Annotated in this window: 24 protein-coding genes; 17 read left to right on the top strand and 7 right to left on the bottom strand. The window is 35.1% G+C overall.

Annotation, left to right across the window (positions count from 1 at the left end; genetic code table 11):
* Positions 1–160 precede the first annotated feature (160 nt).
* The 5 genes from porQ (at position 161) to IW15_RS19210 (ending at position 3,243) form a co-directional block, all read left to right on the top strand.
* Positions 161–1,150 carry a type IX secretion system protein PorQ gene (gene porQ / locus IW15_RS19230; RefSeq protein WP_034714675.1) on the top strand — a complete coding sequence of 330 codons (990 nt, stop codon included), beginning with the start codon at positions 161–163 and terminating at the stop codon, positions 1,148–1,150.
* An 83-nt stretch (positions 1,151–1,233) separates the two neighbouring features.
* Entirely contained in the window at positions 1,234–1,908 is a 675-nt protein-coding gene (gene cmk / locus IW15_RS19225) for a (d)CMP kinase (RefSeq protein WP_034714673.1), read from the top strand.
* 95 nt (positions 1,909–2,003) lie between these two features.
* A complete protein-coding gene (locus tag IW15_RS19220) occupies positions 2,004–2,354 on the top strand; it encodes a YtxH domain-containing protein (RefSeq protein ID WP_034714671.1) in 351 nt (116 codons plus the stop codon).
* Between the two features lie 79 nt (positions 2,355–2,433).
* Positions 2,434–2,742 (top strand): phage holin family protein, encoded by a 309-nt coding sequence (locus IW15_RS19215; protein WP_034714663.1) that lies wholly within the window; start codon positions 2,434–2,436, stop codon positions 2,740–2,742.
* 3 nt (positions 2,743–2,745) lie between these two features.
* On the top strand, positions 2,746–3,243 hold the full coding sequence (locus IW15_RS19210; RefSeq protein ID WP_034714661.1) for a hypothetical protein: 498 nt from the start codon (positions 2,746–2,748) through the stop codon (positions 3,241–3,243).
* Positions 3,244–3,351: 108 nt separating this feature from the next.
* Here the strand turns inward: IW15_RS19210 and IW15_RS19205 are convergent, their stop codons facing one another.
* On the bottom strand, positions 3,352–4,077 hold the full coding sequence (locus tag IW15_RS19205; RefSeq protein ID WP_034714659.1) for a TrmH family RNA methyltransferase: 726 nt from the start codon (positions 4,075–4,077) through the stop codon (positions 3,352–3,354).
* Between IW15_RS19205 and tamL the strand changes: the two genes are divergently transcribed.
* Positions 4,063–6,660, top strand: coding sequence for a translocation and assembly module lipoprotein TamL (gene tamL / locus IW15_RS19200; protein WP_034714657.1), 2,598 nt, complete (start codon positions 4,063–4,065; stop codon positions 6,658–6,660). The two genes, IW15_RS19205 and tamL, sit on opposite strands and share 15 nt — an antisense overlap.
* Here the strand turns inward: tamL and IW15_RS19195 are convergent.
* Together IW15_RS19195 and IW15_RS19190 are read right to left on the bottom strand one after the other, a co-directional pair.
* Complete coding sequence (locus IW15_RS19195; RefSeq protein WP_034714656.1) at positions 6,657–7,274, bottom strand: SanA/YdcF family protein; 618 nt, start codon at positions 7,272–7,274, stop codon at positions 6,657–6,659. The two genes, tamL and IW15_RS19195, sit on opposite strands and share 4 nt — an antisense overlap.
* Positions 7,271–8,395, bottom strand: coding sequence for a ferredoxin--NADP reductase (locus IW15_RS19190; RefSeq protein WP_034714655.1), 1,125 nt, complete (start codon positions 8,393–8,395; stop codon positions 7,271–7,273). Before IW15_RS19190 ends, IW15_RS19195 begins: the two co-directional genes overlap by 4 nt.
* 32 nt (positions 8,396–8,427) lie before the next feature.
* Between IW15_RS19190 and IW15_RS19185 the strand changes: the two genes are divergently transcribed.
* The 10 genes from IW15_RS19185 (at position 8,428) to IW15_RS19140 (ending at position 18,692) form a co-directional block, all read left to right on the top strand.
* Positions 8,428–8,991: a thioredoxin domain-containing protein gene (locus tag IW15_RS19185; RefSeq protein WP_034714654.1), complete on the top strand. Its 564-nt coding sequence runs from the start codon at positions 8,428–8,430 to the stop codon at positions 8,989–8,991.
* Positions 8,992–9,015: 24 nt separating this feature from the next.
* On the top strand, positions 9,016–9,987 hold the full coding sequence (locus tag IW15_RS19180) for a FecCD family ABC transporter permease (RefSeq protein WP_034714652.1): 972 nt from the start codon (positions 9,016–9,018) through the stop codon (positions 9,985–9,987).
* Positions 9,988–10,229: 242 nt separating this feature from the next.
* On the top strand, positions 10,230–10,607 hold the full coding sequence (locus IW15_RS19175) for a GxxExxY protein (protein WP_034714650.1): 378 nt from the start codon (positions 10,230–10,232) through the stop codon (positions 10,605–10,607).
* 119 nt (positions 10,608–10,726) lie between these two features.
* Positions 10,727–11,650: an ABC transporter ATP-binding protein gene (locus IW15_RS19170; protein ID WP_034714648.1), complete on the top strand. Its 924-nt coding sequence runs from the start codon at positions 10,727–10,729 to the stop codon at positions 11,648–11,650.
* 165 nt (positions 11,651–11,815) lie between these two features.
* Complete coding sequence (locus IW15_RS19165) at positions 11,816–12,268, top strand: MarR family winged helix-turn-helix transcriptional regulator (protein WP_034714785.1); 453 nt, start codon at positions 11,816–11,818, stop codon at positions 12,266–12,268.
* 55 nt (positions 12,269–12,323) lie between these two features.
* Complete coding sequence (locus IW15_RS19160) at positions 12,324–14,717, top strand: 3-hydroxyacyl-CoA dehydrogenase/enoyl-CoA hydratase family protein (RefSeq protein WP_034714647.1); 2,394 nt, start codon at positions 12,324–12,326, stop codon at positions 14,715–14,717.
* A 39-nt stretch (positions 14,718–14,756) separates the two neighbouring features.
* Complete coding sequence (locus tag IW15_RS19155; protein WP_034714645.1) at positions 14,757–15,110, top strand: four helix bundle protein; 354 nt, start codon at positions 14,757–14,759, stop codon at positions 15,108–15,110.
* Positions 15,111–15,155: 45 nt separating this feature from the next.
* The gene (locus IW15_RS19150) at positions 15,156–16,334 is read left to right on the top strand and encodes an acetyl-CoA C-acyltransferase (RefSeq protein ID WP_034714643.1); all 1,179 of its coding nucleotides are present in this window, start codon (positions 15,156–15,158) and stop codon (positions 16,332–16,334) included.
* A gap of 12 nt (positions 16,335–16,346) precedes the next feature.
* Positions 16,347–16,889 carry a hypothetical protein gene (locus tag IW15_RS19145; protein WP_034714641.1) on the top strand — a complete coding sequence of 181 codons (543 nt, stop codon included), beginning with the start codon at positions 16,347–16,349 and terminating at the stop codon, positions 16,887–16,889.
* A gap of 27 nt (positions 16,890–16,916) precedes the next feature.
* Entirely contained in the window at positions 16,917–18,692 is a 1,776-nt protein-coding gene (locus tag IW15_RS19140) for an acyl-CoA dehydrogenase family protein (RefSeq protein WP_034714639.1), read from the top strand.
* A gap of 85 nt (positions 18,693–18,777) precedes the next feature.
* Here IW15_RS19140 and IW15_RS19135 read toward each other — a convergent pair whose 3' ends face one another.
* A complete protein-coding gene (locus IW15_RS19135; protein WP_034714637.1) occupies positions 18,778–19,620 on the bottom strand; it encodes a GNAT family N-acetyltransferase in 843 nt (280 codons plus the stop codon).
* A 214-nt stretch (positions 19,621–19,834) separates the two neighbouring features.
* Complete coding sequence (locus IW15_RS19130; protein WP_034714635.1) at positions 19,835–20,419, bottom strand: outer membrane beta-barrel protein; 585 nt, start codon at positions 20,417–20,419, stop codon at positions 19,835–19,837.
* 304 nt (positions 20,420–20,723) lie between these two features.
* On the opposite strand from IW15_RS19130, the gene IW15_RS19125 reads away from it, so the two are divergent.
* Positions 20,724–21,170, top strand: a complete 447-nt coding sequence (locus IW15_RS19125) for a phosphohydrolase (RefSeq protein WP_084681496.1) — start codon at positions 20,724–20,726, stop codon at positions 21,168–21,170.
* Here IW15_RS19125 and IW15_RS19120 read toward each other — a convergent pair.
* Positions 21,167–21,883, bottom strand: a complete 717-nt coding sequence (locus tag IW15_RS19120) for a DUF2490 domain-containing protein (protein WP_034714633.1) — start codon at positions 21,881–21,883, stop codon at positions 21,167–21,169. The genes IW15_RS19125 and IW15_RS19120 overlap by 4 nt on opposite strands.
* 71 nt (positions 21,884–21,954) lie before the next feature.
* On the bottom strand, positions 21,955–23,766 hold the full coding sequence (locus IW15_RS19115) for a TonB-dependent receptor plug domain-containing protein (RefSeq protein ID WP_034714631.1): 1,812 nt from the start codon (positions 23,764–23,766) through the stop codon (positions 21,955–21,957).
* Positions 23,767–24,028 lie beyond the last annotated feature (262 nt).

Raw genomic sequence — 24,028 nt, 5'->3', positions numbered from 1 at the left:
ATTTTTAATAAACTTTTACCAGGGGAATTTCCCTGAAATTTGATTTTGCAAATATAATCATTAAAAATATTGGTAAAAGAAAAATATTTAACTCAAATAATATGATAAATATTTTGTTAAGTACGAAAAAGGATTATTTTTGCATTAATTATAAATTGAATTGAAGAAAATTGTCATTCTTTCATTATTTCTGTCAGGAATTGTTTCTTTTGCACAAACGGGAACAAATGTTTATCCGTTCTTAAATATCCCCGTATCTGCCAGACAGGCAGCCTTAGGGGGAGATGCAATTTCCATAAGAGATTATGATGTTTCCTTTGCTATTGCAAACCCCTCATTATTAAACAAAGATTCAGATAACCAAATTTCTGTAAACGGAGCCGCCTATCTTGCTGATTCAAAATATGGAACTATCGGCTTTGCCAAAGATTTGGATAACGGACATATAGTGACCGTGAATGCCAGGTATTTGAGCTACGGAAGCATTCCAAGAACTGATGAAAGCGGATATGAAAATGGTGAATTCAAAGCTTCAGATGTAGCGGTGGGTGCCGGATATGCCTACCAGTTTGAAGAAGACTGGACCATTGGTGGTGGCCTTAACTTCATCACTTCAAAAATTGATAATTACACCTCCTCTGCCATTTCAGGCAATATGGGCGTTACCTATTATAATAAAAAAAATAAAGAAGTCCTTTCCCTGGTCCTTAGAAACTTTGGGTTCCAGCTGAAATCTTTTAACGGAGTAAAAGAAAATCTTCCCTTCAGGGTAGATTTGGGATATACCAGAATTTTAAAAGTAATTCCTCTTGCTATTACTGTTACTGCCCACGACCTTCAGAAGCTGAACATCTCTTCAGATTATAATGTGAACGGACAGGAAGTTAATTTGGGAAGAAAAATTGCCGATCACTTTTCGGTAGGAGCAGAATTATTCCCGGAAAAGGGCTTTAATATCAGACTGGGTTATAATGTAAAGAGAGGAAACGAACTTGCAGTGGCAGATCAGAGAAACTTCTCAGGGCTGTCCGCCGGATTTGGAATTAAAATTTCAAAGTTCCGCATAGACTATGCCCATGTGAGATATCACAACTCTTCAAACGTGAATCAGATAGGGGTTTCCATGGATCTTAGCGGCCACCAATATTAAGAGCTATCAAAAAATACTCAAAATAATTCATAAAATTTCTCAGTCTTTCTTGGTTTTTTAAAAAAAATCTTGAAATTTGCGGTATGAAAAAACCTGTAATAGCTATCGATGGGTACTCGTCTACCGGAAAAAGTTCAATATCCAAAGTCATTGCTGAAAAGTTAGGACTTATTCATCTGGATACGGGTGCGCTTTACAGAGGAGTAACCTTGTTTGCTCTACAGAACTGTACCAATGAAGACGGAACACTGGATTTTGAAAAGCTTTTTTCTTCTTTTGGAGACATTCAGCTTGAATTTAAAAACGACCATGGAGAACTGGTACTTTACCTTAATGATACTGATATTTCCAAGCAGATACGTTCCAATAAAGTTTCAGATAACGTAAGTCTTGTCGCAAAACAAAAGGAAGTGCGTGACTTTCTCTTACAGGCACAACGTTCTTTGGCAGAAAAAGGCGGCATTATGATGGACGGACGTGACATAGGGACAGTAGTTCTGCCAAATGCTGACTTTAAATTTTTCCTTACCGCAAGTATTGACGAAAGAACCAAGAGAAGATACGCGGAATTACTGAGCTTAGGTATTGATGCTGATGAACAGCAAGTTAAGCAAAACCTAATTATAAGAGATAAAATAGACAGCGAGCGGGAAATTGCCCCTCTTAAGCAGGCTGAAGACGCTATTGTAATAGATAATACTACATTGAATAAAAAAGAAACAATAGAACTTATTTTATCTTATCTTAAAAATATTTAACACTTTTTAATAAGGGCATAACCCCATTTGGTATACAAATTGTAATCTTATATACTGTAAAAACTAATCTTTTATTAACTATTAAAAAACGAAAAATGTCTAGAAAAGAGAAAAATACAGCAGGTATATTAGCAGGACTTCTTGCAGGAGCTGCAGCAGGAGTAATTTTAGGAATGCTTTATGCACCTGAGGAAGGTAAGGAAACTAGAAAAAAAATAAAAAATAAGGCTAACGACCTTAAAGATCAGGCCAAAGACAAGTATGGCGAGGTTTCTGAAAAAGTAAAAGATCAATATGGTAATATCTCTTCTACTTTCAAAGAAACAGCAAGCAGTGTAGCTCATACCGTAAAGGATGGATATGACAAATACAAAGATCAGATTGTTTCTAAAACTGCAGATGTAGTAAAAGATGTAGAAGCAGAATTAAATGATCTAAAAAAATAAGTAATTTATTTTTTTGAGTAAATTATGGGAAGGAACTTTTTGCAAGAAGTTCCTTTTTTTGTAACTTTAAAAAAAAACAATGATAGAAACTATTAAAGAATATGCGTCAAAGAGAATAGACCTTCTAAAAATTGAAGCTACTGAAAAATCTTCTCTTTCCGCGGGGCTCATTACCTATTTTATAGTACTGCTTGTTGCTTTTGCTTTTTTTATTATCCTTTTTAATTTTGGAATTGCATTTCTCATTGGCAAAGCTCTGGATAATACCTCTTATGGATTTTTAATTGTCGCCGGATTCTATTTTTTATTGATGATTTTTGTAGTCGTATTTAAAAATAAAATTGTAAATTCTGTGGCAGATCAGGTTATTAAATTTTTAAATCATTAAGCTATGAGTAGAAAGTACGAAAGTATAGAAGAATTAAGAAGAAAGAAAAGACTTTTAAAAGAAGAAATCAGTGATTTGGAAAACCTTCTTACCTTTAAAAATACCAAAGAAAGTTTAAGTGCTTTTACCAATGGTTTAACAGATCAGTACCTGCAGGAAAATGTAGATGAGGACGGCGATGAAAAAATTACTCTAAGAAAAGATGTTATTGCAAGACAGCTTACTTCAGAAGTAAAAGACATGCTGATCAGCAAAAATACTGCAGTAGGAATTGCCAGTTCAGCATTCAAAGGTAATGTGGCGGACGGTCTTATCAAATTAGGAATTACGGCACTCGTAGGAAACTATGCCAAAAAGAATATGAAAAGTCCTAACTGGAAGAAAAAACTGCTGGGTGCGGCCATGATCTACCTCGCTCCTATTGCGTTGAAATTCGTCAGAAAAAAACTAGAAAATTATCAAAAGAATAAAAGCGTTTCCAGTATGGAACAACTTATATAATTTATTAGACATCAGATGTCAGATTTTTTAATCGTGAAATAATAGAATTATTATAGACTATACAGGCTAAAATCTAAAGTCTGACATCTGATTTCTAAAATCCAGGACTTACTTTGAAAAAAGCTGTCCTAAAATGATTCCTGCTGCCATAGATACATTAAGACTTTCTGTGGACTGTGATTTTCCAAATCTTGGAATACTTATACTTTTCTGAAGCAACTTTTCCGTCTCCGGTCTCATTCCGCTTCCTTCGTTCCCTAAAATCAAATTCATTTTTTCCGGCCTTTCAAAACGGTAAATATTTTCTCCTTCCATATCCGTTCCGATATTTATATTTTCTGTATTGGAAAGATAATCCACAAGATCACAATACACGACATTGACTCTGGTAAAAGATCCCATACTGGCCTGAATTACTTTTGGATTATAAAAATCAACCGTATCTTCACTGCATATGATCTGTTCTATTCCAAACCAATCTGCCAAACGGATAATGGTTCCCAGGTTCCCGGGATCCTGAATTCCATCCAGTACGAACTGAATAGTCTGATCTTCAAGTTTTTCCTCCGGCTTTAGATAGCATACCGCTACAGAATCTTTAGGATTTTGCAGGAAACTAACTTTTTTAAGCTCATTATCAGATACATGAGTAACAGGGCAATCGGTCCGGTCCAATTTTTGCGGATCGGTTGAGAATATTTCTTTAATTTTAAAATTAGAATTGGGAAGTTCGCAAATGATTTTATTACCTTCAACCAAAAACAAATTGTATTTTTGTCGGAACTTCTTTTTATCTAAAGATTGTAAAACTTTTATTGTATGAGCTGTAAGCATTTTAAGAATTCTCCTCAAAAATATTATAAAATTATCTCACTTGCAACATTTGTTGGTCTCCTTTATGCTTGTAGTACAACAAAAAAAGTTCCAAACGGCGAATATCTGCTTACCAAAAACAATTTTGAATTCGAAGATAAAAAAGAATTTTTTGATGATGAGCTAAAAGGATACGTCCAACAGAAACCTAACAAAAAGCAGCTTCTTTTTATGCCGCTAAGTTTGGGGTTCTATAATATGGCTAATCCTAAATACGACACTATTCTCAATGAATACATGACTTATCCTAGTGAGATGAGGAATCAAAAACTTAGAGATTCTCTTTTCATTAAGTACAACATGAAAAGCAGTGTGGGAAAAAGCTTGTTTTTAGATCGTCTTCTGCACAGCTGGGGAAGTCTACCGGTGATTTTAGATCAGACCAGAACGGCAAAAAGTGCTGAATCCATCGATAAAAGACTTACATACAGGGGATTCTGGGATGGTCAGGTAACCTTTAAGCATGATCTGGACTCAACCGCGAAAAAAGCTGCAGTAACGTATTTTATTAAGCATAACGACCCTACTTATATTAAAGACTATTATTTTAATATTCCCGATCCCGGTATCAAAAGTCTTTACATGCAAAAGCTGGATAAAAGCCTTATAAGATCAGGACAAATTCTTGACCAGACTGTTCTTGAAAAAGAGGTAACCAGGATTAATGAGCTGATGAGGGAAAAGGGGTATTATCGGTTTAATAATTCCAATGAGGAAATCTTCTTTGTAGCAGATTCTTTAAAGAGCAGAAAGCAGGTTCCTTTAACACTTGAAATCCATAGGGATTCTGCAGATCACCCTTATAAAGTGGCCACTATAGGAAATATAGATGTCGCCATTGTGGATGAGGCAGGTGATTATCCTAAAAACACGATTAAAGATAGCTTAAGAAGGATAAGATTCCATAAGATGAATAATAATTATAAGACATCATCATTATGGAGAGCAGTTATCGTAGATCACAAGCAGATATACGATCAAAAAAAACTGGATCTTACGAAAAGAAATTTTCTGGCAATGAATAACTTCAGTATTCTAAAGGCCAGAGATTCTTTAAGAAGAGGTGGCGGAATTTCTCCTAATGACAGCATTATTGATGTTTTATACATATTGAAACCACTTCCTAAATATGAATTAAAATTGGGAACGGATATTAATTATTCCCAGATTTTGAATTTAGGGGTTTCTCCTTCTGTAGACCTTACTACCAGAAATGTTTTTAAAGGGGCAGAAAACCTCTCAACAAGCCTTTCAGGGACCTTTGGTTCTATCAGAAGCACCAAAGATATCAGTAACAGAGTTTTAGCTTATGAGATATCTGCACAGGCTTCTCTTAATTTCCCAAGACTATTACTGCCTTTTGATTATTATAAGCTCCTGCCTAAAAGGTACACTCCTACTTCATCTATTCTTTTAGGAGCATCGATCCAGAATAATATTGGTTTGGGAAGAGTAAACTTTAATACAGGGCTTAATTATCAGGCTAACGTAAACGATCAGGTATCGCACAGACTAACCCTTTTCAATACTCAGGTCAGCCTTACCAAAAATAAAGATGCCTATTATGATTATTTTGTAAATGATGATAAGGTAAGAAGTGAAATATTTGATAATTATTTTGTGCACAGTCCTGAGACCGAGACGAAGTATAAATCTGGTGCACTGAGTATTGATAATGTATCCCGTATGATCGTTGAAGACAAGGAATACTATGCAACGCTGAACCAACAGGGTGTTGATCTTTTCACAGCCTTTAGGGGAACTTTGGTCAATAAAGACCGCCAGACACAGGATATTCTTATCTCTTCCATGCTCTATAATTTTGTATATAGTGAAATTGGTAAAAAAGATTATCCCAATGCTTTTTACTTCAATGGAAAGCTGGAGCTTGCCGGCAATATATTAAGTATATTCAACCAGAAAAGGGATGAAGGGGGAATTGTAACGAACCCGCAACGAACCATTTTCGGAATACCATATGCACAGTTTGTGAAGTTTGATATTGATACCAGAAAATACTTCAAATTCGGTAATCAGACTTTGGTACTACGTCAGTTTATAGGAGTCGGTATTCCGTATGGAAATTCTAAAAATATGCCTGTTATTAAATCGTATTTCAATGGAGGTTCCAATGATATCAGAGCCTGGGTGGCGTTCGGAGGACTAGGTCCTTCAGACTCTCAGGTAGATGAAAGAGTAAGGACTTATATGACGGATAATATAAAACTGACTACGAATATAGAATACAGAGTTCCTTTCAGCGATATGTATGAAGGGGCGATCTTTACAGATATTGGAAATACCTGGAGTGTTCGTAGTTATAACGATGGATTCGGAGATGAGTTTAAATTCAATAAATTCTTAGGGCAAATGGGTATCGGTAGTGGATTCGGATTGAGAGTGAATGTTGCCTACATCACATTCAGACTGGATCTGGCTTATAAGATTTATGATCCGAATAAACCGGATGGTGACAAATGGAGATTTAAGAATTTCCAGCCTTTTAAACCAACCTTAAACATTGCTTTCGGATATCCTTTCTAATCCGGAGAAATACCCAACGTAAAATACACTACAGCAATCACTCTGGCGAGTATCTCTCTGGATTGATTTCTGTAGTAACTTTCAGGTTTGGTGACATCCTGAGCATCAAAGCCCAATGCATTCATATTGTTGTTTCTTGCAAAAAACAAAGCTCGTAGGTTATGAAAACCCTGAGAGACTATAATGACATTCTTCTTTTTATAAACGTCTTTACAGCGTAAAATACTTTTATAGGTGTTAAAACCTTTAGGATCTTCAATGATGATTTCTCCCGGAACCCCTTCCTGATAAACCAGATAATTTTTCATGGCAGCAGGTTCATTATAACCTTTGCTTTTTTCTCCGCTCACAATAATTTTTTTGATCTTTCCGTGATGGTATAGAAGGGCTGCGGCATCCATTCTTTTAGTAAAATAAGGATTAGACAAACCTGATCTCATTTTAGGTGAAGTTCCCAGCACCAAAGCTATTTCACGGGGTGGTATTTTTGATATTTTAGTATAAGTTCTCCCGTTTGTAAGACCAAAAACCCAGGCATTACAAAAACATATCAACAGAATTCCTATTTCTATTGATATAAAAGTTAAGTTAAATATGTTTTTTACGGCTCTCAACTAAGATCAAAGTTAAGCTTTATTTTCTTACTTTTTGCAATGGACATGCAAGCTAAAATCCGTCCCTGCGCTTCTTCTTTTTCCGTTAGATATTCATTTTCTAGCAGCTCTACTTCTCCTTCTTCCAGATAACACTCACAACTGCCGCATATTCCGGATTTACACGAATATGGAACCGGAAATTTTTGAGCCAACAGCTGTTGCAAAATCTTTTCTTTATTGTCGGGAAGTACTGTCTGATATGTTTTTTCCAACATTATACATTCTACTTCGATCTGTTCAATCAAAGGGAATTCTTTTTCAACCGGGTAAATATCGTCATTAAATTCTTCAAAAAGTTCAAAATGAATATTCTTTTTAGGAATTCCATGATGATAGCAGGCATTAGCCAATGTTTTGATCATATCCCCTTTTCCGCAAATAAGAACTTCGTCTACCGCATCCCAGATCGTAGATTCTTCATCCGTATCATCCAGATGCAGAATTTGATTAATAATTAAATTGAGTTTTTTAGCATCCAGCCTTCCATAAAAAAATGGGTCAGCCGTATTTTCCCGTGAAAAGAAGTAAAAAATCTGCAGTCTGTCTCCATACTTTTTGGTAAGATTGTCCAAAAGATCCCTGTAAATCAATTCCTCCGAGCTTTTATTTCCGAAGAATAAAAAAAGTCTCGTTCTCGGCTCATTATGAAGAATATTTTTGAAATGGCTTATGATCGGAGTAATCCCAATACCGGCAGCAAAACCAATAATCGTTCTGAATTCACTCGGTTTAGATCCTAATGTGAATCTGCCGTTAGGCTCTCCCACCTGCAACTGATCGCCCACTTTATAATTTTTGAAGAGTTGGGAAGTTGTCCCGTCAGGAGAATTTACTTTAATTCCCAGACATATTTTTTTTTCATATGGAGCAGAGGTCATCGAATAATCATGAATCACTTCCTCTCCATAAGATTGAAATTTTACACTTACATACTGACCTGCCTCAAACTTGAAATTCTCTTGTAAATTCCCCGGAATATCGAACTCCAGAGAAAAAGTATTTTTGGTTAGTTCTTCCTTTTTCGCTATTTTTAGCCAATGAAACTGTATCAGTTTCCCTTTATAGATTTGTTGTTCCATACTTCAATTCAAAAATAGATAAAAAATAATTTATGAGAAAGATAATTTTAGCAACGCTTGTTTTGTTTGCCCTTTCAAGCTGTAAAAAAGAAACTCAGAAGACAGATGCAGAAACTAAGCCATCAGACTCACTTTCTACCACAGAAAAGACTGGTTCAGAATCAAGTGCCTTTGTTTCTCCTGAAATTTCTTATGAAAAACTAGGCCAGTATTTAGCTAAAAATAATGACACGTTATATGTTACTAATTTTTTTGCAACCTGGTGCGGACCTTGTATGAAAGAAATCCCTCATTTTAAGAATAAAATGGCGGAACTGAAAGGAAAACCCGTAAAATTTACTTTCGTGAATCTGGATGAAAAATCAGACTGGTCCGGTGCTGTGAAAAAATTTGCCGATGAAAACGGACTTGCTCATAATATCGTGTTATTAGACGGTAAAAAACTGGATCATACCTTCTTTGCAAAGAACTTTAAGCAATGGGACGGTGGCTCCATACCTTTCACGTATATGAGAAAAGGCAATACAACCGATGAATTTTTGGGAATGATGACAGAAGAGACCTTAAATTCCAAGATCGCTTCTCTTTTAAAATAGAACCTACATCGTTTATTCAAAATAATGTCAAAAAAATTTAAAATCCTGTGTTTATTTTCTTTAATCGCAATTATTATTGCCGCGGTTATGAATATGAACACAGGGTTTTTGAGTTTACACATTCAGGATTTTTTTCAAAATTCAAACCATAGCCAGATCGCTGAAATTCGGGTCAATCGTATTTTAGTTATGCTTCTGGCGGGAATTTCAATTCCAACATCGGGATTTTTAATGCAAGAGTATTTTCAAAATCCATTAGCCGGACCGGACATTCTGGGAATTACTTCTGTAGCCAGTTTATCCGTCGCTTTTTATATTTTTTTTTCACATGATTTCCTTCTTCCTGAATTTCTTCAGAACAGTTTCCTGAGTTTATCAGCCATTGCCGGAAGTTTTGCACTGATGCTCATCCTGCTATCCATGTCTAATAAATTTCAGGATAAATCATATCTTATTATTTTCGGGTTTCTTGTTTCGGCATTTGCAGGAGCTATTGTTTCCCTGCTTCAGTTTTATGCCGAGAATCAAAGTTTGAAAAACTACATTTTATGGTCTTTCGGAGCGAATAATATGGTGACGAGAAATCAGATTTTCTTATTATTTATTTTAGTGTCCATAGGTATGTTTATCTGTTTTAAAACCATAAAACCCTTAATTGGCAATTCATTGGGAAGTTCGTATGCTCAAAGTTTAGGAGTGAATTTACAACACTTAAAACTTCTGATCATCATTGCCTCTTCCCTGCTTTCTGCTTCTATTACGGCATTTTTAGGACCTATCCTATTTATTGGAATTATTGTACCTCATTTTTGCAGACTCATTTATAATCCCGCAAAGCTTTGGCAGCAATGGATCCTGAATATGCTGCTGGGAATGTTGATTATGTTGCTATTTTCCACTATTGCAGAAAAAACTCAAATACCTTTGAATGTAATTAGCTCTATTTTTGGAATCCCTGTAATTCTCATGATGCTTTTGAAGCAGAATAAAGTATGATGCTTTGAAAATGCACTTGTTGGTGAATCGCAAAGACGCAATTTTATTTTATCTTTTTATGTTATTAAGGCGCAAGGATTTTATCGCCGATAAAATTTAAAATGTATATTTATTATGTAATCATTTAACACGATGCTTGCTGAAAATCTTTGATTTTCTTGCGCCTTAAAAGCAGTATACAAAGTGAAAGATTTGCGTCTTTGCGTTAAAAACTAAATAATTACAAAAAAAACACCACACAAATGACAGAAAATGAATTATCAAAAATTGTTTTTGAAACAGGTTTAAAAATCCATAAAAAGTTAGGTCCAGGATTATTTGAGCATGTTTATGAAGAATGCATGTTTTATGAATTAGTTAAAACTGGATTATTTGTAGAAAAACAGAAACTACTTCCTATTATTTATGAAGAACTAAGAATTCAAAATGCTTTCAGACTGGATATAATTATAGAAAATAAATTAATACTAGAAATAAAAACTGTTGAATATATCAATTCTATTCATAAAGCCCAACTTCTAACTTACTTGAAAATGACAAACTGCAAACTAGGTTTATTACTCAACTTTCAATCTGATGTTTTTAAAAACGGAGTAACAAGGATTGTTAATAATCTATAATTTAAAAACATTAATTTAGCAAAATATAAGTATTGATTATATACTTTAACTAAATCTTGCTGAAAATCTTGAATTTTCTTGCCCCCTTAAAAATAGGACTTTGCGATAAAACAACAACAATGCATCTACAAATCAAACAAGCTAACATCGGTTATGATACAACTCTAATTTCAAATGCTGAGGCAGGCTTGAATTTAGGAGATGTATGCTTGTTGATCGGGAATAACGGAGTAGGAAAAACAACGCTGATTAAATCTATTTTGCATCAGATTCCGTTATTGAATGGTGAGATTTTTATTGATCATAAAAGCATAAAAAACCTTTCTGTAAAAGAGATCGCTGAACATATTGCTATTGTTTTCTCAAAATCTGTTGTTCCTCAGAATTATACCGTTGAAGATCTCATTTCATTGGGCAAATACATTTACTATCCTTTTTATTTTGAATTAAAAAAAGAAGACCGGGATGAAGTGTCTGCTATTATTGAAGAGCTGGATTTAAGTCGATATAAACATACTCTTCTTAAAAATCTATCCGATGGGAATCTTCAGAAAGCATTTATAGGAAGAGCATTAACACAAAACTCTCCTATTATCATTCTGGACGAACCAACCACACATCTTGATGAAAAGAATAAAATAATCATTCTCAAAACCCTTAGAAAATTAGCAAAAGAGCAGCAAAAACTCATTTTGTTTTCTTCCCATGACTGGCGGCTGGCAAAAGAATTTGCAGATAAGATTTGGTATGTAAAAGACGGCTATTTACACTCAGGAATTGTTGAAGATGTCCTGCTGCAACATGATGAACTCACGAATGCTTCTTTATTTCAGGTAAATGAAAATTTTATTCCACCTAAAATTACAGCTCCTGATTTTTATAAGGAAATGCTCTATTCTTTGTTACAAAAAAACTTCCAAAAAGACCTTTCTTCTTTCCATTTTGAGTTCCAGGATCTATTTTGGACAATCTCTAAGGAAAGCACGAAACATCAATGCGAATCTTTTGAAGATATCGTTGATTTCATCAGAAACATTCATTAATACTTAGTTTTCATTGATGTATCGATATACTATGCATGCATAGTATTATGCTAATCATACAATTTAACCATCTACATATCAGGTTATTAACAAAATTTAACGTTAATAAATACTATGCATGCATAATATTTACTAAATTTGGGTAAAACCATTTCAGGAAAAATGATGGATCATAACAAAGATAAAATTGAAAATGTAGATTTAGTATTAAAACAGACCTGGTTAGCTGTTTCTAAAATGTACACAGAACTTGCCCAAGAGCATGATTCTACGGCCGTTCAGGCTCTTACCCTCCTAAAGATCGATCCTAAAGAAGGAACCAGAAGTACCAATCTGGGACCTAAAATGGCCATTGAGCCTACTTCTTTAACACGGATCATAAAATTATTGGAAGACAACGGATATATCTATAAAGAAAAGACGACCACTGATAAAAGAGAAGTGATCATCAAGCTTACAGATAAGGGATTGAATTCAAGGAACATGTCCAAAGAAGTTGTCGTCAATTTCAATAAGAAAGTGATGGAAAAAATTGCACCTGAAAAAATAGAAGTATTTAAGGATGTAATGCATGAAATCATGAAAATTGCCAACGAATTATTGAACAACAGAAAATAAATTATAAAGAAGCCGCAAGGTTATCTATGATTTTAGAAATAATAAAAATTTACATATGAAAAGAAGAATCAAACATGTAACGGTTCTTGGCTCAGGAATTATGGGAAGCGGGATTGCAGCACACTTTGCCAATATTGGCGTAGAAGTATTGCTGCTTGACATCGTTCCTTTTGAACTGACCGAAGCAGAACAAAAAAAAGGTTTGACCAAAGATGACAAAGCAGTAAGAAACCGAATCGCTGCCGAAAACTTTGAAAAACTGAAAAAAGCAAGCCCCGCACTGCTCTATTCTCCAAAATTTGCAGATAGAATCAAAGTGGGAAACTTTGATGATGACTTACAAAAGATAAAAAATACAGACTGGATTATTGAAGTAGTAGTGGAAAGACTGGACATCAAAAAATCAGTGTACGAAAAAATTGAACAGTTCAGAAAACCGGGTACCTTGATTTCTTCTAATACCTCAGGAATTCCTATTCACTTTTTAACAGAAGGAAGAAGTGATGATTTCAAAAAATATTTTGCAGGAACTCACTTTTTCAATCCGGTACGATACCTTCCTCTTTTAGAGATTATTCCAACTAATGATACGGATCCTGAGATTATAGATTTCTATATGACTTATGGCGCTAAGTTTTTAGGTAAAACGACTGTTTTAGCAAAAGATACCCCTGCATTTATTGCCAACAGAATTGGGGTTTTCTCTATTATGGATCTTCTTCATAACGTTCAGAAATTAGGATTGAATGTTTCTGATGTTGATAAATTAACAGGTCCTGTTATCGGACGTCCTAAATCAGCAACGTTCAGAACAGCGGATGTGGTAGGTTTAGATACTTTGGTGATGGTTGCCAACGGTGTACGTCAAAGCGGTGCTGAAGCCAATGATTTCAATGATGTTTTTGCTCTTCCTGATTATATCCAGAAAATGATGGATAATAAGTGGCTGGGGTCTAAAACGCAGCAGGGATTCTATAAAAAAGTGAAAACGGCAGATGGAAAATCTGAAATTCATGGATTAAACCTTGAGACTTTAGAATATGAACTTCAGGGGAAATCTTCATTTCCTACGTTAGAATTAACAAAAACAATTGATAAGCCTATCGACAGATTTAAAGTGTTGATCGGCGGAAAAGATAAAGCCGGAGAATTATACAGAAAATCCTTGGGCGCCCTATTCGCCTATGTTTCTCATAAAGTTCCTGAAATCTCTGACGACATCTATAAAATTGATGATGCCATGAGAGCAGGTTTTGGATGGGAAAACGGTCCGTTTGAAATATGGGATGCAGTTGGCGTTCAAAAAGGTATTGAATTAGCCAAAGATGCAGGTTATGAAGTTTCAGATTGGGTTAAAAATGTAGAAACATTCTATAAAGTTAATGATGAAGGGCAAAGCACTTATGTTGATAAAAATTCCGGCGAATACAACAAAATTCCGGGACAGGATGCCTTCATTATTTTAGATAATATCAGAAAAAACAAAACACTTTGGAGCAATTCCGGAGCTTCCATAGAAGATCTTGGAGACGGAATCATCAACTTTGAGATCCGTTCTAAAATGAACTCTCTTGGAGGCGAAGTGCTTGACGGATTAAACAGAGCCATCGATTTAGCTGAAAAAGAATATGACGGTTTAGTGATCGGAAATCAGGGAACAAACTTCTCTGTAGGTGCCAATTTAGCAATGATCCTTATGATGGCGATTGAGCAGGATTGGGACGATTTGAATATGGCGATTGCTTACTTTCAGAAATCAATGATGAGAGTACGTTACTCCTCTATTCCAGTAGTCGTAGCTCCTCACGGAATGACTCTTGGTGGTGGTTGCGAAATGACTATGCACGCAGACAGAGTGGTTGCTGCAGCAGAAACGTACATCGGATTAGTAGAAACCGGAGTTGGAGTAATCCCTGGTGGTGGTGGAACAAAAGAATTAACATTGAGAACTTCCAGAGAATTCCACAGTGATGATGTGAAAAACAACAGACTTCGTGAAGCCTTCATGAATATCGCAATGGGAAAAGTAGCCACTTCAGCATACGAAGCATACGATATGGGAATTCTTGAAAAAGGAAAAGACATCGTTTCTGTAAGCAAAAACAGACAGATTGCAGAAGCTAAAAAAATAGCAAAACTGTTAGCGGAACAAGGATATACACAGCCTATCGAACAGAAAGTAAAAGTATTAGGTAAGGACGCATTAGGAATGTTCTATGTAGGAACAGACCAAATGTTAACCGGAAAATTCATTTCTGAACACGACAAGAAAATTGCCGATAAACTGGCCAATGTAATGGTCGGAGGAAATCTTTCTGAACCAACCGTCGTAACTGAACAATATTTATTGAATCTTGAAAGAGAAACGTTCCTACAGCTGTGTGGGGAAAGAAAAACATTGGAGAGAATTCAATATATGTTACAAAACGGAAAACCATTGAGGAATTAATTTGTATAATGTCGGTTGTATAGTGTAAAAAGTATTGGCATGCATAATTTTAGAGAATTGGAAGTCTGGAAAAAATCTATTCTACTTTGTAAGGAGTATTATATTATTTCTAAGAATTTCCCTAAAGACGAATTATTTGGATTGACATCACAGTCAAGAAGAAGTCTTTATTCAATACCTTCTAATATTGCTGAAGGAGCAGGAAGAGATACCAATCCTCAGTTTTGCCAATTCTTAAACATCGCATTAGGTTCTTCTTTTGAATTTGAAACACAGGTCATTATTGCTAATGATCTGGATTTCATCAATAAAGATGACTTTGAATCACTAATGAGCGACATCAGACATATCCAAAATATGATAATTAGGTTAAAACAAAATTATTCTAACTAACGTACACTGTACATTTTACATTGTACATAATACATTTTACATAAAATGAAACAAGCATATATAGTAAAAGGATTTAGAACAGCGGTAGGAAAAGCACCTAAAGGTTCTGTTCGCTTTACTCGTCCCGATGTAATGGCGGCAACCGTAATTGAAAAATTAATGGCTGAACTCCCGCAATTAGACAAAAACAGAATCGATGACCTTATTGTAGGAAATGCAATGCCTGAAGCTGAACAAGGCTTAAACGTTGCCCGTTTAATTTCTTTAATGGGTTTAAATACAGACAAAGTTCCCGGAGTTACAGTAAACAGATATTGTGCATCAGGAAGTGAGGCGATTGCAATTGCTTCTGCAAAAATTCAGGCAGGAATGGCTGATTGTATTATTGCAGGAGGTACAGAATCAATGTCTTATATTCCGATGGGGGGTTATAAACCGGTACCTGAAACGGAAATTGCAAAAACAAACCCTGATTATTATTGGGGAATGGGTTACACTGCCGAAGAAGTTGCAAAACAATATAATATTACAAGAGAGGAACAGGATCAGTTCGCTTTTGAATCTCACATGAAGGCTTTAAAAGCTAATGCTGAGGGTAAATTTGCCAACCAGATCGTTTCGATTCCTGTAGAATATAATTTCCTGGATGAGAATCAGAAAATGCAGACTAAAAAGTTTGATTTCTCAGTAGATGAAGGTCCAAGAAAAGATACAAGCTTAGAAGGTTTAGCAAAATTAAGACCTGTATTTGCCAATGGAGGAAGCGTAACAGCCGGAAACTCTTCTCAAATGAGTGACGGAGCAGCTTTTGTAATGGTAATGAGCGAAGAAATGGTGAAAGAATTAGGACTCGAGCCGGAAGCCAGATTAGTAGCATATGCTGCTGCAGGTCTTGAACCAAGAATTATGGGAATGGGACCGATTTATGCGATTCCAAAAGCTTTAAAACAGGCTGGTTTAGAACTAAAAGATATTGAATTAATCGAATTAAATGAAGCATTTGCCTCTCAGTCAGTGGCAATCAAAAAAGAATTAGGTTTAAACCCTGATATTTTAAATGTCAACGGAGGAGCAATCGCTCTTGGTCACCCGCTTGGATGTACAGGAACCAAATTAACCGTTCAGCTTCTTGACGAAATGAGAAGACGTGGAAACAAGTACGGAATGGTTTCTATGTGCGTGGGAACAGGACAGGGAGCAGCTTCAATTTTTGAATTGCTTTAGATTTATAAATAAATGTCAACAGGTAAAAAGATTTCCATATTTATTATCCTTTCAATAATATTAATAATTTATTTCTTTGGTTATAATTATGATTATAAAAGTTACAGCATTTCTGTTATATTCATTCTTTTGTTATTATTTAGTTATATAGGATTAACATTGCCTGTATATGAAAGAATAGCTGGTGAAGATCCTGGGAACTTCTTTTTTAATCCTTGGAAAAAAATTAGATATGTTATTTTAAGTTCTTTATTTATTATTACAATTCTAATTTTAATTTTCAGTACAGTTTTTATTTCGCTGGAATTATCTGAAAAAAGAAAAAATCATTTTTTAGATTCTTCACAAACAAAAACCATTGAAGGTATTATATCTAAAACAGACAGTATTCCGCTAAGATATAGCAAAAAACCTGTTGCATATTTACATTATAAAATTAATGATCAAGAGTTCGAGTTTGAACTCAATAATCCAGATAAGAAATATATAATAAAGCAAAAAATTAACCTTAAATATTCTTTGGAATATCCAAGTATGTTTAAAATAATTGAATAATCTCAAAATTAAAAAACAAAAAAACATATGGCTACATTAAAAGGAGGAGAATTCCTGATCAAGGAAATCCCTGTAAATGAAATTTTCACTCTTGAAGAATTGAGTGAAGAGCAAAAAATGCTTCGTGATTCTGCGAAAGAATTTATTGATAGAGAAGTTATTCCGCACCACGATCGTTTCGAGAAAAAAGACTATGCATTGACAGAAGAAACAATGCGCAAATTAGGCGAAATGGGATTGTTAGGAATTACCGTTCCTGAAGAATATGGCGGCCTTGGAATGGGATTTGTGAGCACAATGCTGGCTTGTGATTATGTTTCAGGAGGAAACGGCTCATTAGCAACAGCTTATGGAGCCCATACCGGAATCGGAACACTACCAACTCTTCTTTACGGAAGTGAAGAATTAAAAAAGAAATATCTTCCGGATTTAGCTACAGGTACAAAATTCGGAGCGTATTGTTTGACTGAACCGGATGCTGGTTCTGATGCAAACTCAGGAAAAACAAGAGCAAAATTATCCGAAGATGGAAAACATTACATCATCAACGGGCAAAAAATGTGGATTTCAAATGCAGGTTTTGCAGATACTTTCACTTTGTTTGCTAAAATTGATGATGATAAAAATATCACAGGTTTTGTCATAAACCGTTCAGAATTAGAAGATCCAAACAGTTTAACATTTGGTGAAGAAGAGCATAAATTAGGTATTCGTTCATCTTCTACTCGTCAGGTTTTCTTCAATGATATGAAAGTTCCTGTAGAGAATATGTTGGGTGAAAGAAACAATGGTTTCAAAATCGCTTTGAATGCATTGAATGTTGGCAGAATTAAATTAGCTGCAGCAAACCTTGACGGACAAAGAAGAATCCTAAATCACTCGATTCAATATTCAAACGAGAGAAAACAGTTTGGCGTTTCAATCTCAACTTTCGGTGCAATCAGAAAGAAATTGGCAGAAATGTCAACTGGGGTTTTTGTAAGTGAAGCTGGTTCTTATCGTTTAGCAAAAAATGTTGAAGACAAAATTGAAGAATTGGTTTCCGGCGGAATGGATCATCAACAGGCTGAACTAAAAGGAGTTGAAGAATTCGCGGTAGAGGCTTCTATTCTGAAAGTTTTTGTTTCTGATCTTACTCAAAATACAGCCGATGAAGGAATCCAAATCTATGGTGGAATGGGATTCTCAGAAGACACTCCAATGGAAGCTGCATGGAGAGATGCAAGAATTGGAAGAATCTATGAAGGAACAAATGAAATCAACAGACTTCTTGCGGTTGGAATGCTAATAAAAAGAGCAATGAAAGGAGAATTAGACCTTCTTTCTCCTGCAATGGCTATCAGCAAAGAACTGATCGGGATCCCATCATTTGAAGTTCCGGATTATTCAGCGTTTATGAGTGAAGAAAAGGCAATTATCGCGAACCTTAAAAAAGTATTTTTAATGGTTTCCGGTGCAGCCCTTCAAAAATTCATGATGGATATTGAAAAACAGCAGCATCTATTATTGAATGCTTCTGAAATTCTTAACCAGATCTACATGGCAGAATCAGCAGTATTAAGAGCAGAAAAACACTTCTCTCAGGATTCTGTGGAAGCAGCAATGGCTCAATTGAACCTTTATAAAGCAGTAGAGAAAATCAATGTGGCCGCTAAAGAAGGAATTATTTCTTTCGCTGAGGGTGACGAACAGAGAATGATGCTTTCCGGATTAAGAAGGTTCACAAAATATACCAACCATCCGAATGTAGTGGCCTTAACTGAAAAAATTGCCGCTCACTATGTAGAAAAAGGAGCTTATTAGTCTTTTATATATATTTGATTTCAAAAGCGTCTCAAATGAGACGCTTTTTTATATTGTTGATGGTAAAAAATTGAGTTGATTATTATTAAATCTCTTTACTCATTTCAAACTGTACTACTTTTTCTGAAAGCCCGATTTTCTGTAAAAATCCCAGGGAAGAATCAGAATCATGGTCTACGTTATAGACATACACCTCCTGACCTTTTCTCGCTGTATTAATCCATTCAAATAAGCTGCTGCCAATTCCCATTCTACGGTAGTCAGCAGACACTGCAAACTGATGGATCTTTCCTGATTCCGCATTGAAAATGACATATCCTACAGGTACATTATCCCTATATGCTACAGCGGTAGTGTATAGACTTTTACCATTTTCTATCGTCTGAACCGTATTTTGCCAGGATGGAAGTATATCCCAGAAAGACATAAATGTATCCCACTGAAATTCAGAAACCGATTGTACCGTCACTTCTTTATTGGATTTCAGAATATCCAGTTTTCCTGAAAAACAGTCCAGTTTCCTCGAAACGGTATACCCTATTTTTTCATAGGCTCTAACAGCGGGTTTATTTTCCTGTATTACTTCAAGAATCATCTTTTTAATATGTAACTCCTGTAAGTGCGGAAGCAATTCTTCATACATTGCACCGACTAATCCTTTTCCTCTGTATTCGGGTATTACTCCGGTTCCGGCATTATAAACTGTTGGTACAGCTGTATTATTTCTTAAGCCATGAAGCATAAATCCTATGATTTTACCAGATTCAAAAACACCCAGAGATAATTCAGGTTTGATATCTTCCGCTATAATTTTAGATTTCAATTGCTCAACAGTTAATCTGAAAGGCACAATATAATCTGAAAATGACCGATTAAAAACAGCAACCAATTCTTCGACCGAAGTACCTTTTAAATTCCTAATTTCCATAATTCAGCAATTTCTTTTTTTTTGTTTAAAAATTTGTAAAATAGCCCATCAGATCAGCTATTCCAGGCTGTATAAAAATACTTCATTTCTTCGAGCCTCTCTACAATTTTTAAAAACTTTTATGAATTTGAGCTAACGTCATACAATTCAGGGAGAAAGAAAAAAAACGAGCTGCCCCGGTTGAGACAGCTCGTTTTTTATAAAGTACCATTCCTTATTTTCTAAGTCCGAAATTTTTTGAAATACCAATGTTAATGGATTTACCAAAAGAAAAATCGAATGTGCTGGTTTTTGCATCAGAATTCTTATCGTTCAAATTGTTATATCCAATTCCCCCGATATTAAAGTTTAGTCCGAAACTGTTCTTAAAATTGATGAATAAAGCCGGTGTGAACTGTACATACATCCCATTAGCCTTAGAAACAAAATCCTGATTCAGTATCGTTTGGGTAGCTTTCTGACCCTGATATCCAATCCCTAGGTCGCCATATATGGCAAATGTATCGTTAAAAGGCTGGGCATATCTTACAAACCCTCCTATTTTGTCCGTATTCACTTTATAAGCATCCGATATTTTGTTCGTACCAAAAGAAGCGTTAACCCCTGCAGTCCAATGATCGGCAAACTGATATCCTACTGTCGGAGAAAATTCGAACTTGTTTGTAGTACCTGAATTGTTGAGTGCATCTGTATTTTTGGTAGAGCTGTATGCGATGTTACCGCCTACTAATAATGTGTTTTTTTGAGCACTAGCTAACCCGAAAAAGGCAATCGCCCCGGTTAAAAATAATTTTTTCATAAATGTGTTTTAAATTTTGAGTGACAAAAATAATTTCTTTTATATCAATACAATAGACATTTTTTATGATTTTAATCATATTTTTTAAGATTTCTTTAACACTACTACAATTTTTAATTATTGTAGTTCACTGAATTTTCCTGATAAACATTCGTTTTGCAGACCAAATAATATTCAAAATACAAAAGTTTAGCTACTTATTTATCAAGTAAACAGAGCGGTAAGAACATGTAAAAATAATTTCTTAAAAAAATGCTTTATTATTTCTCACATTTTTTATTTTTGTATCCTATTTTCCCTTGGAATGACAAAAGAAGAAATGCTCCACAGAGCAATAAAAATAGCCGATAAGGCACATAAAGGACAAACTGATAAATACCATGCCCCTTACATTGCCCATGTAATGCGCGTAATGGACTACGGAAAAACAATGGATGAAAAAATCGTTGGAGTTTTACACGATGTGGTAGAAGACCATCCTGAAGAATTCAGTCTTGAATTTCTAAGAAGCGAAGGCTTCCCTGAAAATATCATTTTTGCAGTAAGCTGTCTTACCAAATATGATCCGGAAGAAGATTATGATGAATTTATCAGAAGAACTGAGAGATCACCTCTTTCCGTTGCCGTAAAACTGAATGACCTGCGTGATAATATGGATCTGCGAAGAGTCAACCGTGAGCTGACTCCGAAAGATATTAAAAGATTTAATAAATATTTGAAAGCGTATCGCTATCTGACTGAAAAATATTAATCTGCCCCAGGGAAATCATAGGTTTTTACAGGATGTTTTGTTCCGTCTATATTGATGTTTAAAGCAAGATAGATAAAATGTAGGTTTCTGTTTCCTGCAGCATCAAATTCACGCTGCCAAAGATATCCTGTAAGAACTCCGAAATAATCGTCGATCTGATATCCAAATCCGGCATACACCCTGTTTCTTGCAAAAGTGGGCTTCATTGGGCTTACAAGGAATATTTCGTCATAACCATTCGCAAATACAGTTCCTTTTTGAATAGTTTTTGAATTTAAAGGGACACTTACATTCAGCCGGTAACGGTAACGCATTCTCTGAGAAGTTTTATCAGTATTCGGCTCATAAAACCAGCTTTTTTCAATACGAAAACGGTTTTCAAATTTTACGATTCCTTTTTTCAGATCAATCACATCCTGAAGCCAGATTCTGAATTCCTCTTTGCTTAAATCATGATTTTTATAGTTAACATATCTTCCAAGACCTACAAATGGTTTGTGATTTTTGGTAAGATTATATCCTACTCCTCCTTTTATCTCGTAGTAATCAGGATACGTGTAATCTTCATTACCACGAAGCTGGCCTTCCCCATACAGGAAAAATTTGGGATGAAACTTATAAGTCAGAGTCACGGCATTGAAGCTGGAAATGTGATCCTGCGCTTTAAAAAAACACATACTGAAAACTAAACTCAGGCTTAAAAAAAGTTTCATAAAAATTTTTTGCAAATCTAATTTATTTAACAATTTGTTAATATTAACTTTTATTAATATCAACGTAACATCTACTTAATATTGATGTTATAGGAAAACCCTATATGAAACCATCTTTGCGGCATTGCCACTCCAAAAGCTTCCGTGTATTGCGTATTGGTAATATTGTTGATTAACACATATACCGAAAAATCTTTCTTGGAAAAACTAAGCTTTTCATCAAGAAGATTGTAAGTTCCTAAATTGACCCTTTCATTGTACCGGTAGACCAATTCATTGGTGAAATATTTCAAAAATTTCGTCTCCAGTTTAGTAACCAGCTGATGCTTCAGGTTGTCCAGAATATATCGTGAAACAAAGCCGTTAGACTCTTTAAACTTACTGTCCAGATACGTATATCCTACAGAATATTTCAGCCAGTCCAATACCCTATGATTCACTTCAGCTTCAATTCCTTTGGTATCTATTTTTCCGACGTTCTGGGCATACCACACTGGATCATTTGCGGCATTTTTCACCCAGTCGATAGAGTTATTCGAATTCCTCATAAAACCACTGATCTTGGCCAGAATTCTGCTGTTTTGGAACTGATACCCAATTTCCGATGAAATCGCATTTTCAGGAAGCAGATTGGGATTTCCATGCTCTGTCATGCTTACATAATACAGATCTGTAAAAGTGGGAACACGGTGAACTTTAGCAACATTTCCGTATACTTTATTATTTTGATTGAAATTATATCCTACATCCAAACCAGGATAGAAGAAATTTCCTTCTTTCGAATAATTGGCCCATGAAATTCCCGGACTGATATTCAATTTTTTATCCAGCAGCGAAAAATGGTGTTCAAAGAAAACCTGGGATACAAAACGGTTTCTTTCTCCTAAATTATTACTTGCTAAAAATTCTTTTCTTAGCTCAACACCAACTCCGGTTATTCCTAATCCCCATTGGTAGCTGGAATTAACTTCCCCACCGGCATTATTTCCAATGTGCATATTTCTGTAGAAATCGGGATTCTGTCTTTGATAAACATACATATCCTGTCCTCTTCTCCAGTACACATTTGAACTCAGTTTCAGGTTCCCGAAAGTCTGCTGATGCGCGACACTCACAATAGAAGCCTGGGTTTCTTCATATTGATCTATTGCAGTTTTGGAAGCATAAAAACCATTGGCTCCGAATTTTTTCTCTGAAAAACCTGCCTGCAACTTTAAATCTCCATTCTTTATACTTAATCTACTCTGATAAAATACATTTCTGATCTCGTAATCTGTATTGTACATGTATCCCTGCGAAGTTGAGGAATTCGCCTGAAGTGAATTGGAAAATTTTTCATTTCCCAGCTGAGCATTAAATCCGAAACCATAGGTCTCATAATCTCCGCCATCGGCACTGATCTTCACATGCTTTCCCGGATTAATTTTAGTAATAATATTGATAACCCCGGCATATGCATTCTGTCCGAATCTTCTTGCCGCAGGTCCTTTTATAATCTCAATTTTCTCAACATCATCAAGATCCACCGGAATGTTCAATGAATTGTGTCCGGTCTGGGAATCATTCATTCTGATTCCGTTTAACAGGAGTAATACCTGTTCAAAAGAGCTTCCTCTGAAACCAATATCACTCTGCACTCCATTCGCTCCTCTCCTTCTGATATCCATTCCCGGAACCTGCTGAAGAATTTCATCGATACTGTTCGCCGGAGAATTGACAATATCTTCTTTGGTGATGACTGTAATATTCTGGTTCGCACTTTTATAAGGCGTAGAAATGAATTTACCCTGAAATTCAATACTTTCTATGTCTGTTGTTTTTTCCTGCGCCTGAATGGTCAATATGGTTCCAAGAAAAACAGCGGTTCCCAGCTTTTTTATCATGTCTTTATTTTACTTTTTAAGATTTCGTTAAGATTTCCCAAAAGTAGCATCGTTACTTAAAATAGGCAAATGATAGTTGTCATAAAAAAAGATGCAGTACACCAGGCACTGCATCTCTTGTTTTTTGGGAAGTAATCTTTATCTTTTTCTCATTAAATGTGTAACTAGATCTCTGAATAATTTTCTCATTTCTATATTACATATTTATGAATACAATTTTAAATAATTTTAAAATATAAAACAATAGAAAAATGAAAAAAGA

Origin of the sequence: Chryseobacterium soli (assembly GCF_000737705.1) — a bacterium.
Classification (GTDB): domain Bacteria; phylum Bacteroidota; class Bacteroidia; order Flavobacteriales; family Weeksellaceae; genus Chryseobacterium; species Chryseobacterium soli.
The sequence above is the reverse complement of the archived record's forward strand: the minus strand, read 5'-3'. Positions and strand labels throughout refer to the sequence as shown.